Source organism: Streptomyces sp. NPDC056160 (genome assembly GCF_042268205.1).
In the GTDB taxonomy this organism is placed as follows: domain Bacteria; phylum Actinomycetota; class Actinomycetes; order Streptomycetales; family Streptomycetaceae; genus Streptomyces.
The window spans coordinates 1-13,602 of record NZ_JBHJUW010000187.1; the positions used below are offsets into that span (position 1 = coordinate 1).

The window sequence follows — 13,602 nt, forward strand, 5'->3', positions numbered from 1 at the left end:
GTCTCCGGACCGCACGCCGCGGCATGTCCACACCCTTCCGCTCTGCTGCTTCCCGTCCTCTCCGGTCCGGACTTCTTCCCGCTCTTCGGTGCCCGGCGCGGCTCAGCCGGCCGCGTTGTCGACCCGTATCCGGACCTGCTCCTCCAGCCGCCGCAGACTGCTGTCGAGGGCGTCGCAGGCGGCACGCTCGCCCGGATCGTGACTGTCCTCGAAGAACGACAGGTGCACGGTCACCTCGCTGGCGCCGCTGCCGATGCCGGCGACCTGGAGCCAGCCGGCGTAACCGCCCTGTTCCCGGGTGCCCCACTCGATCCGCATCTGGTCGCGCTCGGCGCGCAGCAGCGCGGAGGTGTCCTCGCCGGTGTCGTCCTCGTGCACGGTCACGGCAGGTGGTTCCTCGGCGTGCACGTGCAGGGCGTCGGGCAGCCAGGCGTCGAGCCGACCGACATCGGCGGCCTGGTCGAAGACCTGCTCGGGCTGCGCCGGCATCGTGCGTGAACGTTCGTACTCGGACATCGCGTCACCCTCCCTCCACTCGGGGTCGTACCCGGACCGCGTGCCCGTTCTGGCGCGGCCGAAAAGCGTGCCCGAGGCGCGTGGGCCGGGCGGCCCGGCGCCGCGGCGGCCCGGACGCTACGACGGTTCGGGACGCAGGGCCCGCAGGACGGCCCAGACGACCGAGACGAAGGGCACGGCCACGATCGCGCCGATCACCCCGGCGACGATGCTGCCCGCGATGACGGAGACGGCCACGACGAGCGGGTGCAGCCGGACCGCCCAGCTCATCACCAGCGGATGCAGTACGTGGCCCTCGAGTTCGCCGATGACGACGATGAGCAGGATCACGGCCAGCGCCGTGAACGGGCCACGTCCGGCGAGCGCGACGACCGTGGCCACGGCCAGGGCGATGGGCGAGCCGACCAGCGGGATGAAGGCGGCGAAGAACTCCAGCAGGGCCAGCGGCAGCGCGAGCGGCACCCGCAGCACGAACAGGGCGATACCGACCAGTACGGCGTTGGTCGCGGCCACGATGATGATGCCGCGCGTGTACCCGGCGAACGCGCGCCAGGCCGCGTGACCGGCCCGGTCCCAGACGACCCGGGCCCCGTCGGGCAGCAGTTGGTCGCGCACCCAGCTCCACAGGCGCTCGCCGGAGTGGATGAAGAAGACGGAGGTGAAGAGGGCGAGCGCGGCGGCCGTGACCAGTTCGACGATTCGCCCGAGGCCGCTGAGGGCGCTGTTGACCAGGCCGGCCCGGTGGGCGGCCAGATAGGACAGGAGCTGGTGCTGCAGCCCGGAGAGCCTGCCGGGGCTGAGCCGGAACGGCGGACGCTGGAGCCACTGTTCGATCCGGTGGATGCCGCCGGTCAGCTCGGTCGTGAGCTGCCCCCACTGCCCCGCCACCGCGTCGCCCACGAAGGCGAGCAGGCCGAACAGGAACAGCAGGCTGCCCACGAGGACGACGGCGACGCACAGCGCTCTGGGCAGCAGCCGGTCGAGCAGGTCGGCGAAGGGGCGCAGGACCGAGGTGACGACCAGCGCGACGAACAGGGCCACGGCGATGAGCTGGAAGCGGCCCAGTACGGTGAAGACGCCGTAGACGGCGGCACCGACGAGGATGAGGCGCCAGGCGTAGGAGGCGGCGACGCGCAGCCAGGGCACCGTGCGCTCGGCGCGGGGGTGCTCGGCGGCAGGCGGCGTCCGCACCGGGCGGAAGCGCGGCGGGAGCCATGCGGAGTACGCCGGTCTGCTGCCCAGGACCACCTCGCCCGTCCGGCGCCCGCGGCCCCGCCCGGCCGCCGGACCGCCCGCACCCGCCACCGCGCCTCCCGTTGCCCACCGCCGGTCACGTCCGGAGCGTGTGACCGGTGGTCACCTCCAGAGCACGGTACGGGGCGGCCGGGCGGGGTCCTGGGCGCAACGCGCCAGGGCGCCGGTCATCGGGGGACACGGGTCCCCGTCCGGCGCAGGTGCTCCTCGATCAGCGCGCAGGTGGCGTCGGGCTGTTCGAGTTGCGGCAGGTGGCCCGCCCCGGCGATGACCTCGAAGCGGCCGTTTCCGACTGTGACCAAACATCTTCATATAAGCTGGCTTGGCCATGTTCTGGACTCGGCGCATGGGCGCCGACCTGCAGACTCTCGGCCGCGCGGTCAAGCTCGCCCAGTACCGGCAGCACCGGGCGCTCGACAGCGCACTGTCCTCGGTGGGCACGACGCTCGCCCGGTGGGACGCGCTGCGGGCCGTCGGCCGCGCCCCGGGGGCGTCGGCCCGCGAACTGTCCGCGGCCACCTTCCAGAGCGAGCAGGCCTTCGGCACGCTCGTGGGCCGCCTGACGTCCCAGGGACTGGTCGAGCGCCGGCCGGGCCGGGGCCGGCGGATCGAGCACCACCTCACACCGGCGGGCGAACGGATGCTGGGCGCCGGTCACCAGGTCGCCGACGAGGTGCTCGCCTCGTGTTTCGCACCCCTGTCCGACGAGGACCGTGCCGGCCTGCTCGTGCTGCTGCGCCGCATGACATCCGACGCGGGCGGGTGAGCGCACCCTCCGGCGTCGGCGTGCGGGCCCCTCAGGGGTTCGCCTCCACCGTGCCCGCCGCCCAGCCGGAACCCGTCAGGGGTTCGTCTCCGCCGTGCCCTGCGCCCCCGCCTCCTCCGCCACGAGACTCGGCCCGTTGTTGCGCACGTGGTTGACGGCCGGGGAGACGCGGCGGACGTCGAGCCGCCCGGCCGCCGGCAAGGCCAGCAACTCGCGCAGGTCTCCGGTGTCCCGGTGGCCGGGGTCGAGCCAGGCGTCGTAGTGCTCGGGGGCGAGCGCGAGCGGCATGCGCGGGTGTACGCGGCCCGCCGCGTCGGTGGCGTCCGTGGTGATGACGGTGCAGGTCGTCAGCCAGGCCGCCGGGTCGTCGCCGTCCCGCACCGCCGCATCGCGCCAGTACTCGTACAGACCGGCGAGCGCCATCACCCCGCCGTCCTCGGGATGGATGAAGTACGGCTGCTTGCGGGGCCGGCCCTCCTCGGTTCCGGACCGCTGCCATTCGTAGAAGCCGTCGGCGGGCAGCAGGCAGCGGCGCGCGGCGAAGGCGCCGCGGAAGGCGGGCTTCTCGTGCACGGTCTCCACCCGCGCGTTGATCATGCGGGCGCCGGCGCGCACGTCCTCGGCCCAGGACGGCACCAGGCCCCAGCGCAGCACCCTCAGCTCACGCCGCACCCCGGCCGCCGTACGCTCACCGCGCGGGGCGCGCTCCAGGACGGCCCACACCGGGTCGGTCGGCGCGACGTTCCAGCTGGGCTCCAGCACCTCCTCGGGGTTCCACCGGGTCACCCCGAAGTGCCGGGCCAGCTCCTCGGGACCGCGAGTGGAGACGAAGCGACCGCACATGCGGCCAGCGTGCCACGGGCCCGTCGCGCGCGCTCACGAGCTCTTGCGGCCCACTCCCGCGTACACCCAGTACGAGGACGGGTTCCGCGGGATCTCGTCCCCCGGTCCCGGGCGCCACAGCGGGACATGGACCAGCCCCGGGTCCACCAGGTCGAACCCGTCGAAGAGCGCCTCGATCGCGTCGTGGGACCGGGCCGTGACGGGGGACGTCGCGCGGTCGCGGTACAGCTGCCCGACGGCGGCGGCCGTGTCCGGACGGTCCTCGTCCGTGGCATGGGTCAGGGCGAGCCAGCCACCCGCGGGCAGGGCGTCCCGGAACGCGGCCACGATGGCGGCCGGGTCCTCCCGCGGCGTGACGAAGTGCAGGATCGTGATCATCAGCACGGCGACCGGCTGCTCGAAGTCGATGAGCTTGCGCACCCCGGGCGCGGCCAGTATCTCCTGCGGGCGCCTGATGTCGGCGGCCACGATCGTCGCGTCCGGGTTGTCGGCGAGCAGCGCCTCGCTGTGCGCGACCGCCACCGGGTCGTTGTCGACGTACACCACCCGGGCGCCGGGAGCCGCGGTCTGGGCGACCTCGTGGACATTGCCCTGGGTGGGGATGCCGGAGCCGAGGTCGATGAACTGGCGGACGCCCGCATCCGTCAGGAAGCGCACCGCACGGCCGAGGAAGGCCCGGTTGGCGCGGGCCAGGGTGCGCACCTGGGGGTCGATCGCCGTGAAGGCGGCCACCGCCTCCCGGTCTATGGCGAAGTTGTGCTCACCGCCCAGCATGGCGTCGTACATCCTGGCCACACTGGCCTTGCCCGGATCCACGCCGTGCGGCAGACCGTCCACGGGCATGACCAACTCCCCTACGTCTCGGTGACCTTGACTGGGCATCATATAGTTGCCCACGGCATACGCCACTGCCTCCCCGCTCCCCCGCCCGCACCCGCGCCCACAGGACCGCCCGCCGCCCCGAAAACCGCCTGACCGCCCCGCCGCCCCACCACCCCGAGTCCCGACCGACCTCGACCACCCGGACCGCCGTACTGCCTGGACCGCCCGAACCGCCTGGCCCGCCCTTCGCCGACACCGGCCCCACCCGGAAGGCAACGACCCTGCGGAACACAGAACGCACCGAACCCCGCGTCCCCCGTGACCCCGAAGGCCCCCACCCCTCGGTCACGGTCCGCCGCCGGCACTTCTCCCCCGCGGCCGACGCCATCGGATCGGAACTCGACCTCGGGCTGACCGGCCGCCACGTCGTGCACGCGCTGGCACCCGGCTTCTGCGACGCGGCCTCGGTCTACCTGCTCCAGCGCTGGCTCCTGGAGGAACAGGCGCGCATGGCCGCCGATCCGCCGCAGATCGAGGCGCGCAGGCTCGCCCTGCGCATAGGGTCGGACGCCGCGGAGGACTGGGAGCACCTCCTACCGGTCGGCGAGGTCCTGGTCTTCCCGCGCGAGACGCCGTACGCTCGGGCGCTCGCGACCGGACAGACGCAGCTGCTCGACGGCGTGGACGAGCACACCGTCGAACGGCTGCGCAAGACCGGGCCGGAGCACTCGGGCGTGGACGCCCTGCTGCGCACCGCCTCGTTCCTCATCGTGCCGCTGCGCCTGCGCGGTACGGCCGTCGGCTTCATCGCCTGCACCCGCGGCCCGGACCGGGAGCCGTTCACCCGCGGCGAGGCCGTGGCCGTCGAGTCGCTCGGGGCCCGGGCCGGCGTCGCGCTCGACAACGCCCGGCGCTACGAACGCGAGCGCCGCACCGCGCTGGCCATCCGCCGCAGCCTGCTCCCGGACACCGGGCAGGCGTTCGAGGGCTGCCGGGTCGCCCACGGCTACCGGCCCGCCGGGCAGGACAACGTCATCGGCGGCGACTGGTACGACGTCCTGCCCCGGGCGGGCCGGCGTCTCGGGATGATCGTCGGGGACGCGATGGGGCACGGGCCGGAGTCCGCCGTCGCCATGATCCAGCTGCGCACCGCCGTGCGCACCCTGGCGAGCCTCGACATCGACCCCTGCGAGCTGCTGCACCGGCTCGACTCCGTAGCCGGGGACACGCCCGGTGCCCCGTTCGCCACCTGCATGTACGCGGAGTGGGACGCGGATCTGCACACGTGCACCTTCGTCGGGGCCGGCCACCCGCCCCCGCTGGTGCGCGGGCCGGACGGTCCGGCGGCGCCCGTCTCGCTCGCCACCCCGGGGCTGCCGCTCGGGCTGGGCACGGGCCGCTACGAACCGACCGTGCTGCGCCTGTCCGAGCCCGCGCTGCTGCTGCTCTACAGCGACGGGCTGGTCGAGTCCCGCACCCATGACATCGACCAGGGCATCACCCGGCTGGCCCACGCCCTCGACGCCGGCGCCGGTGAAGTGCCGGACACCGGGGAACCGGACGGGCTGCCGTCGCTGTGCCGGCGGCTGCTGGCCGGCTCCGGCTGCGACGACGTCACCGACGACCGCACGCTGCTGCTCGCCGAACTGATTCCCGGCGGGGCGGGCTGACTCCCCGACAGGCTCCGCGGCAGGCTCTCCGCCAGGGCGAGCCGGCTCCCGGCGGGCCCGGACGGCGCCCGCCGCGGCGCACGCCGCCCGGGCTGCTTGTCGCATGAACAGAAGCGTCCGTTCGAGCGGTGTCCTCACCTGATGCGGTGAGGGTGCGGAGCACGGCGCGTACGGACGGGCCGGGTACGCCGTTGCTCCGGCATGGACAGCACCTCGCGGGGCGTGCCGCCCTCACCCGAGCGCCCCCGGAAGCGGACGACGACGGCGTCCTGCGCGGACTCGCGCGCGAGCGCGCCCCCGCCCGCTCCCGGGGCGCCCGGTGCGGGCGATCGACGTGCACCGCTCGTGCGGCCGTGGGGCACCGGAGCGTCCACAGGCGTGCCACGGCCGGCTGCCGGCGCGGACTCGGCGGTGCCCGCGGTGCCCGTGCCTCGCGGGGTCCCGGGCCTGTGAGGCCGGGGGCACCGGACGCCCGGGCGGGTGCCGCGTGGCGGGAGCGTGGGGGGCCGGGGGCACCGCTTGCTCACGGCCCGGTGACGACGGCATCACGATGGCTGCCGCAGGCGTTGCCCGGGCCCCGGCCCGTCGTTGAGCGCGGCATGGAAGCGTGGGAGGACGGCGACTGCCCCTGGTGCCGCTCGTTGCTCGGCTCCGGCCGTGTCTTCGCGGAACCGGGCCCGGGGCGCCGGAAGAACGGTCGTTCCGAGGCGGGGGGCGGGGCCCCGTTCGCCTGGGCGGACCTCGCCCGCCCGGTCATCGTGCCCGTGGCGGCCCTGACCGTGGTCGCGGCACTGATGATCGTGCTGACCTGGCCCGGCCTGGGCTGAGGGCCTGTGCCGGGCCGGGCTCAGGTGCGGAAGCCGACGTGGACGTGGTCGTGGTGCGTGGCGTCGCTGAAGAACTGGTTCGGCCGGGTGCCGCCGGAGAGCGGCACCGGTCCGCCGACGTTGTAGGAACCCGCGTCCGCGGCATCCCGCATGAACCGCTCCACCAGCGAGCGGGGAGTGCGCGCATCGACGACCGGCCGGCCGTCGATGCGCCACACGTCGAAGGCCCGCCCGCGCGGGTGGTCGCTGGGGCGGCTGGTGCCGAAGACGTCCAGGGGGTGCCCTGAGCGGACCACGCTCACGGCGATCCGGTACGCCCCGGCCAGGCGGAGCATCGCGGCGGGCACGCTGTCGTGGACCCGGCCGCTGCGCAGGTCGGCCGCGGCGGCGGGCGGCAGCTCGATCCGGGAGTCGGCCAGCACCCGGCGCGCCGCGGCCGAAGGTACGGCCTCGGGCGGCCCCGGTCGGGCCGGGTGCAGCGCGGTGACCACCCAGCCGCCGCCGGTCCGGGCGAGCCGTACGTCGACCGTCGTGCCGCCCGCCGTGACGGTGGCCCCGCGCCGGGTCCATTGCCGGCACACGACGAGCACGCTCGCCGAGTCGGCGAGGATCCCGCCGTACTGGGCGTCCACCACCTGCAGTACGGCCTCGTCGGCCGAGGACAGCAGGGGACCGGCCTGGGCGGCGAGCGCGGGCCGCTGGTGTGCGGCGGCCGCTCTGGCCCGCGCGGCGGCCGCACCGCCCCCGCCGCCGGTCCAGGCCCCCAGGGCCTCGATCAGTTCCACGGCACGCTGTTTCACCGCGGGTTCGACCTCGGCGGACGTGGGACGCCACGGCTTGGTGCGGGGCAGCGCGGGATGCGCGGGACGCGCACCGGACGGTGCGGGCGACGCGGGCGGACCGGTCGTGGAACCGGCCGGCGCGGGGGCGGTACCCCGGTGTCCCCCGGTGGTGGGGCCGGTCGCCGTGCTGCAGCCCGCCGCGCCGAGCGCGGTCCCGGCCATGCCCAGGAGCACGGCCCGGCGCCCGACCGGCCGGGCCGTGAACGCGGACCGACGGCTCATGGGGTCCAGTGTCCGCCCGGGGACCCGCGCGCGCCTGACGCAGACCCGCCCTGGCATGGACACGCATGGCAGGGATCCGTCCGAATGAGACCCGTCCGGGGAGACGACGGGCGCGGTGTCCGGTCCCGGGGTTGTTATGACGACCGTCATGGCCCATGCTGCTGCGCATGACAGCTGTCATGCAGCGGCGGGTCCCCCCGTTCGTCCGGGAGGGGAACACATGACTGACGTACTGGCGCGGGCACTGTGGGAGCGCTACGAGCCCGTCCACGACCTCCTCTACTTCGCGCCCGAGTCCCGCGAGGCCGCCCGCGAACTGGGCCTGCGCGGTTTCTGGATGGGCTACTTCGCGCTGCGCGCCGCCCCCCTGGGTCCCGTCGCCGCGCCCGTCGTCACGAGTGCGTTCTACGTCTTCCACCCCGAGCGTGTCGCCCGCGCCCTGCCGGACGCGTGGGCCTACGCGGCTCCGGCGGACGTGCTCGCCGCCCGGGAACGGGCGATGGGCGCGGCGCTGACCCGGCTGCTGGGCCCGGACGCCGCCACCGGCCCCGACTTGGCCGAAGCGGCCGATCTGGCGTGGGCGGCGGCCGAGGGCGCGGACACCGCGGGGCGCGTCCTGGGCGCGGCGAACCAGGCCGTGCCCCGGCCCGCACAGGCAACCGCCTGCCTCTGGCAGGCCCTGACCACGCTGCGCGAACACCGCGGCGACGGCCACGTGGCCGTCCTGGTCTCCCTCGGGCTCGGACCCGTCCTGGCGATGGTGCTGAAGGCCGCCGCCGACGAGGGCGACGCCGCGCTGCTGCGGGAGGGCCGCAAGTGGGACGCACCGGCCTGGCGTGCGGCCGAGGCCGAACTGCGCGGACGCGGCTGGCTCGGCCGGGACGGAGCCCTGACGCCCGCCGGGGCCGCCGCACACGCCGAGGTGGAGGCGCGGACGGACGCGGCGGCGGAGCAGCCGTGGACCGCGCTGGGCCGGGACGCCTCGCTGCGGCTGGCCGACCTCCTCGATCCCCTGGCCCGGGCGGTGCTGCACAGCGGGGTGATCCCGGCCGGCAATCCCGTCGGCCTCACCGGCGCGCTGTGGGAGTCCGTACGCCAGGGGTCTGCGCCCGCCGCGGCCGACGCGGCCGGGTGACGGCCGGGTTCACGCCGTGGTCCCGTACAGCCGGCGCACGTTGGGGCGCGGGGCGGGCCGGTGACGGGCGGTCGGGCCCTCGGCGAAGGCGCGCAGGAGGTTCTCCGTGGTGCGGGTGACGAAGGCGCGGGTACGGGCGTCCATGTCGTGGTCGCGACCGAGTTCGCCGGTCCCCGCCATCAGCGCCTCCACCCAGCGCATGGTGCCCGTCGCGAAGACGCCCGCGCCGCCCGGGACGGTGTAGTACGCGGAGTCGCTGTGACTGCGGGCGCCTGCGTGCACCAACGGCGAGTGGGCGGTGATCTCCAGCGGGGAAGGGACGGGCGCGCCGGGCGTGACCCGGTCGTACTCCACCCCGACCAGGTGGGCGAAACTCTCGCCGGCGCGCGCTCCGGTGCCCTCGTGGAGCCAGTGGTCCGCCGCCTGCACGACGTAGGGGGCGTCCACCGGGTAGCCCTCGTAGAGCACACCGGTGAGGGAGGACTCGGGGTCGGCGGCCGGGGCCAGCCGGAAGTCGGTGGTGACCTGCGCGGGGCGGGAGGGGTAGTACGGGTCGTCGCGGTAGGAGGACTTGTAGCAGACGACGGTGCGCCCCTCCCCCGCCGCGCCGCCCTCCAGACGGACCCGGCGGAAGCAGGTGTTGGCACCGAGGAAGGCCACGTTGGTGCCCGCGTCCCGGGCAGCGGTGACGTGCCCGCGCTGCTCGGGGGTCCAGTACTCGTCGTGGCCCAGGCAGATCACGGCGGCGGCTGCGCGCAGGACCCCGGGGTCGTGGTGCAGGTCGGTGCCGGTGGTGTACGCCAGCGGTATGCCGAGCCGTTCGGCCAGGACCACGGCCGCCCACTCGTACGTCAGGAACTTCTCGGCGCCGTTCTTGTCGTAGGGCCGGTCGAAGCTGACGGCCAGGGAGCGGGTCGCGTAGGCGCCCGAGGCACCGTCGTAGAGGCTGTACCCGCCCCACCGGTTGTACGCCTGCCAGGTGGCCGGGGCGTGCAGCAGGACGGTGCGGCCGGCGCCGTGCGCGGAGCGCACGATCAGCGGGAGGTAGCGCTGGTGGCCGTTGTCCGCGTCCAGGCGCAGCAGGTAGGCCCCCTCCGGCCAGCCGTCGGTGTCGACGCCGAGCGTGCGCGGCCAGTCCGCCCGTACGGTACGGGTGGCGGACAGCACGCGGGCGGCCGGGCGGGCGCGGCCCCGCACCGGCGCGGAGCGCCACACGAGCCGGGCGTACGTCCCCGCGTACCAGCCGACGCGGAAGGCCGAGACGCGGAACGAGCCCGCAGTGGTCGACACGTGCAGGCCGCACTCCTGGCCGGGCACGACGCTCACCCGGTCGGTGTAGCCGGCCACCGCGTCGGGCGGGCCGGGCGAGGTGATCCGCCAGTCGCCGGTGCCGGGCCGGTCGCGCTCCGCCTCGGGGCGGTGCCGGTCGGCGGCGGGCGGGGTGCGGCGGGCTGCCGGGTGGTCGCAGGCGGTCGCCGCGCCCAGTCCGGCCGCGCCGGCGCACACCCCGAGGAAGCCCCGGCGCGGCAGGCCGGGGTGCGGGTGTTCCGCGCCGTCCGCGGAGTGCGTGCAATGCGTGCCGTGCGGCTGCGGCTGCGGCTGTCCGTGTCGCGTGTGCCGCTGTTCCTGGTCGGGGTTCACCAGTCCTCCCGGGGTGCGGGCCGCGTCGTCGCGCGCGGGCTCGGGCAGCTGCGTCGCGGGGGCCGCCGGACCGGTAAGGTCTCGGCGGCCCCCGCGAGCGGACTCACCGGCGCTCTGCCGGGACGGCCACGTGCGTCAGCCGGTCTTCCCGCGGCCGGACAGCGCGTCCCTGATCCGGTCGACCATGCCGGCCCCGGGGGCCAGGAGCTTGTTCGCGGGCGGTGTGTCGGGGGCGGAGGGGTGCGGCCGGGTCGGCGCCGTCTTCTTCGCCGTGCGCACCTTGTCGCCCAGGTCCTCCAGCCCCTCGGGGGTGGCCGCCTCGCGCAGTTGCGGGAAGAGGTTCTGCTCCTCGTCCGTCACGTGTTCGCGGATCTCCCGCATCAGACGGCCCATGAGCTGGTCGAACCGGGCGTCGTCGGCCTGGCAGCCCTCCAGGTCCTTCATCGTGCGCTCCGCCTCGGAGTGGTCCTGGATCTCCCGGTCGGCGATCGCGTCGCCGTCGCGGAGGTACTGGCGCACGGCCGGATAGAGGTACATCTCCTCGGCCACGGAGTGCCGGACCAGTTCGATGGTGGCCTGGTCCGCCAGGTCCTTGCGCCTCTTGTCCCCCGCCGGGAGGGCCTCGATCTGCGCGAAGATCTCCTCCACCTCACGGTGATCGGTGGTCAGTTCGTGGATGACGTCTCCGCCGTGTCCCATGGCAGCGCTCCTCGCTGTTCGAAGATGGTGTGTCACCGGTGGACCGCCCGCCGGGTTCCCGGGCCGGCCCGTGCCACACCGCCGGACGGAGGATCACGCGAGCGGCCGCACCCGGCTTGCCGTCCGGCCCGGGACGTGGGCGGCGGACGCCGCGTCAGCGCCGGGCGTGGCGGAGGCCGGTGGCCGTGTCGGCGCCCGTCGCCGCCGTGGCCGGCGTCCGGGGCCTGAGGACGACCCGTTCGGGCGCCGTGCCCAGTGCGTGACCGCCTCGTCCCAGGCCCGGGTGACCTCCTCGACGAGGCCCGCGATCCGGTCGGCCCGCAGCAGCGGCAGGAACAGCCGCTTGCGCTCACGGTGCGGCCCGCCGTCGAAGGTGTGGACGGCTCCGTGGCCGAAGAGGGGGCCCCACGCGCTCGGGGAGCGCGCCGTCGCGGCGCACGTTGTGTGCGTCGCAGAAGAAGCGGACCGCGTCCGGTCCGCGCAGGGCGAGGGCGGGGCGGCCCCGGGGGCGGGTCGGGAGGGTCCGGTCGACGCTCTCGCTCATGCTCTGCGGCAGCCAGGTGCACCCCCCTGCGCGCAGGGAGAGCGTCTGGCCGGTCAGGGGGGCATTGGGGGGCGTCGCTCGGCGCCCATGCCCCGCCGGGTGCCCCGGGCGGTGCCGGGGCACCACGGCGGTCCGCCCGGTCCGTACGATTCGCCCGGTCCGTCCGATTCATCCGGCCCGTCTGATTCGACTGGCCCGTTCGATCCGACTGGCCGTCCGACCCGTTTGCCGCCTCCGGTCCGTCTGCTCCGTCCCGTCCGTCCGCCGCCGGGGCGGACGGAGCAGACGGACCGGACGACCTCAGCCCTGGCGGACCGGCCTCAGGTCGGTGATCTTGCGGGTCCTGAGGTCGGACCGTACGTCGATCTTCGTGACCTGGGCGTTCCTGCCGTCGCTCCAGGTGAGCGTGACCCTGCTGGAGGCGTGGCCGCCGCCCGAACCGGTGTAGTCGACCTTCCACCGCACCGGCACGTTCTGGGCGAAGAGGATGCCGTCGGCGTGTTCCCTGGCCTCGTACGCGGCGACCTTCCTGCGCGCCCCGGCGGTCAGGTAGAAGGCCTTCAGCGCCTTGGCGTCGGCCGCCGCGGCCGGGTCGGAGCCGTCCCAGGCCGTGTCGATGTAGGCGCCGTAGAAGTCGGCGACGCGCTGGCTGACGCTGCGCGGGTCGCCCTGGAGAGCGGAGACGGGCACCGATGCCGTCCGGCCCGGCCCGGGGGCCGTTCGCGCGGTGCCGGCGGCTGCGGGGGCCGGGTGGTCGGCTGCGGGGGCCGGGTGGTCGGTCGCGGTGCCGGCCAGCGCCGGGGCCACGGCGGCCAGGGAGAGCGCCGCCGCGAGGGCGGAGGCGGTGAGCAGGCTACGTCGGGTGCGGACACGCATGGGCATGTGAGTGTTCCCCCAATGCACGGGGCCGGGCGGTTCCCGGCTCGTCGGTCGGCAGGTAAGACCAGGGCACGCCGCTCCCCGGTTCCGTAATGTCCCGAAAATTGCCACAGATGGGCACACTTCTGGAAAACGGGGAAGGTAGACCGGTGTTCCGGCCGACCCGGCCGGGCTCTCCGGCTCGAATGCATCCGGTGGGTCCGGGAACCCGGCGGAGGCCGTACATCCCCACCCGTCTGGAGAGGTCCATGAGTCTGCTGCGCGTGGCCGGTCGTCCCCTGCTCGCCTCCATGTTCGTCGCCGGAGGCATGAACTCCGTACGCAACCCCGAGGCCGTCACTCCGCTGGCCGAGCCGGTCGTGCGCCCCCTCACCGAACGCGTGGCCCTGCTGCCGGACCGGACCGAGCAGGTGGTCCGGCTGAGCGGTGGTGTCCAGGTGGCCGCCGGGATCCTGCTGGGCCTGGGACGGCTGCCCCGACTCTCCGCGCTGGCCCTGGCGGCCACGCTGGTGCCCACCACCGTGGCCGGGCACCGCTTCTGGGAGGCCGAGGACCCCGCCGAACGCGCTCAGCAGCGCATCCACTTCCTGAAGAACCTCTCCATGCTCGGCGGTCTGCTGATCGCCGCCGACGACACCGGCGGGTCGCCCTCGTGGCTGTGGCGGGGCCGGCACACCGCCCGCGGGCTGCGGCGCGACGCCGGGCTGGTGCGCCGCTCCGTCCGAGTCACGGCGGGCCCGGCCGCCACGATCGGCGGCCTGCGGGCCAAGCTGCCGGGGTAACGGGCCCTGGGCCGCGAGGCGCGGGGGCGGCCACGACGCGCGGGGGCGACGGGCGCCGGGTCACGGCGCGGACGGTCACGCACACAGGGCCCCCGACACCCGTAGCCCCGCGACAAGCCCCCGCGACACGCGTAGCACGCGCAGAGCAGCAGAGAAGCCT

At 75.2% G+C, this 13,602-nt stretch carries 14 protein-coding genes; 5 read left to right on the forward strand and 9 right to left on the reverse strand.

What is annotated here, in order from left to right; translation table 11 throughout:
- Positions 1–102 precede the first annotated feature (102 nt).
- The 3 genes from ACFC02_RS38250 to ACFC02_RS38260 form a co-directional block, all read right to left on the reverse strand.
- Positions 103–516 (reverse strand): SRPBCC family protein, encoded by a 414-nt coding sequence (locus ACFC02_RS38250; protein WP_360980957.1) that lies wholly within the window; start codon positions 514–516, stop codon positions 103–105.
- Positions 517–633: 117 nt separating this feature from the next.
- Positions 634–1,821 carry an AI-2E family transporter gene (locus ACFC02_RS38255; protein WP_376366902.1) on the reverse strand — a complete coding sequence of 396 codons (1,188 nt, stop codon included), beginning with the start codon at positions 1,819–1,821 and terminating at the stop codon, positions 634–636.
- Between the two features lie 116 nt (positions 1,822–1,937).
- Positions 1,938–2,072 carry an alpha/beta fold hydrolase gene (locus tag ACFC02_RS38260; RefSeq protein WP_376366903.1) on the reverse strand — a complete coding sequence of 45 codons (135 nt, stop codon included), beginning with the start codon at positions 2,070–2,072 and terminating at the stop codon, positions 1,938–1,940.
- Positions 2,073–2,116: 44 nt separating this feature from the next.
- On the opposite strand from ACFC02_RS38260, the gene ACFC02_RS38265 reads away from it, so the two are divergent.
- Positions 2,117–2,536 (forward strand): MarR family winged helix-turn-helix transcriptional regulator, encoded by a 420-nt coding sequence (locus ACFC02_RS38265; RefSeq protein WP_376366919.1) that lies wholly within the window; start codon positions 2,117–2,119, stop codon positions 2,534–2,536.
- Positions 2,537–2,611: 75 nt separating this feature from the next.
- Here ACFC02_RS38265 and ACFC02_RS38270 read toward each other — a convergent pair whose 3' ends face one another.
- Complete coding sequence (locus ACFC02_RS38270; protein ID WP_376366904.1) at positions 2,612–3,379, reverse strand: SOS response-associated peptidase; 768 nt, start codon at positions 3,377–3,379, stop codon at positions 2,612–2,614.
- Positions 3,380–3,412: 33 nt separating this feature from the next.
- On the reverse strand, positions 3,413–4,222 hold the full coding sequence (locus tag ACFC02_RS38275) for an SAM-dependent methyltransferase (RefSeq protein WP_376366905.1): 810 nt from the start codon (positions 4,220–4,222) through the stop codon (positions 3,413–3,415).
- A gap of 365 nt (positions 4,223–4,587) precedes the next feature.
- Here ACFC02_RS38275 and ACFC02_RS38280 point away from each other — a divergent pair, with 365 nt between their 5' ends.
- Both ACFC02_RS38280 and ACFC02_RS38285 read left to right on the forward strand, forming a co-directional pair.
- Positions 4,588–5,871 (forward strand): PP2C family protein-serine/threonine phosphatase, encoded by a 1,284-nt coding sequence (locus ACFC02_RS38280; protein WP_376366921.1) that lies wholly within the window; start codon positions 4,588–4,590, stop codon positions 5,869–5,871.
- A gap of 599 nt (positions 5,872–6,470) precedes the next feature.
- Positions 6,471–6,698, forward strand: coding sequence for a hypothetical protein (locus ACFC02_RS38285; protein WP_376366907.1), 228 nt, complete (start codon positions 6,471–6,473; stop codon positions 6,696–6,698).
- A gap of 20 nt (positions 6,699–6,718) precedes the next feature.
- On the opposite strand, the gene ACFC02_RS38290 is transcribed toward ACFC02_RS38285, so the two are convergent.
- Positions 6,719–7,762: a hypothetical protein gene (locus ACFC02_RS38290; protein ID WP_376366909.1), complete on the reverse strand. Its 1,044-nt coding sequence runs from the start codon at positions 7,760–7,762 to the stop codon at positions 6,719–6,721.
- A gap of 220 nt (positions 7,763–7,982) precedes the next feature.
- Between ACFC02_RS38290 and ACFC02_RS38295 the strand changes: the two genes are divergently transcribed.
- On the forward strand, positions 7,983–8,897 hold the full coding sequence (locus tag ACFC02_RS38295) for a hypothetical protein (protein ID WP_376366911.1): 915 nt from the start codon (positions 7,983–7,985) through the stop codon (positions 8,895–8,897).
- Positions 8,898–8,906: 9 nt separating this feature from the next.
- Here ACFC02_RS38295 and ACFC02_RS38300 read toward each other — a convergent pair whose 3' ends face one another.
- From ACFC02_RS38300 to ACFC02_RS38310, 3 genes are all read right to left on the reverse strand, one after another.
- Positions 8,907–10,538 (reverse strand): N,N-dimethylformamidase beta subunit family domain-containing protein, encoded by a 1,632-nt coding sequence (locus tag ACFC02_RS38300; RefSeq protein WP_376366913.1) that lies wholly within the window; start codon positions 10,536–10,538, stop codon positions 8,907–8,909.
- A gap of 135 nt (positions 10,539–10,673) precedes the next feature.
- Positions 10,674–11,237 (reverse strand): hemerythrin domain-containing protein, encoded by a 564-nt coding sequence (locus ACFC02_RS38305; RefSeq protein WP_360980939.1) that lies wholly within the window; start codon positions 11,235–11,237, stop codon positions 10,674–10,676.
- Between the two features lie 844 nt (positions 11,238–12,081).
- A complete protein-coding gene (locus tag ACFC02_RS38310; RefSeq protein ID WP_376366915.1) occupies positions 12,082–12,663 on the reverse strand; it encodes a hypothetical protein in 582 nt (193 codons plus the stop codon).
- A 245-nt stretch (positions 12,664–12,908) separates the two neighbouring features.
- Between ACFC02_RS38310 and ACFC02_RS38315 the strand changes: the two genes are divergently transcribed.
- Positions 12,909–13,442: a DoxX family membrane protein gene (locus ACFC02_RS38315; RefSeq protein ID WP_376366917.1), complete on the forward strand. Its 534-nt coding sequence runs from the start codon at positions 12,909–12,911 to the stop codon at positions 13,440–13,442.
- Positions 13,443–13,602 lie beyond the last annotated feature (160 nt).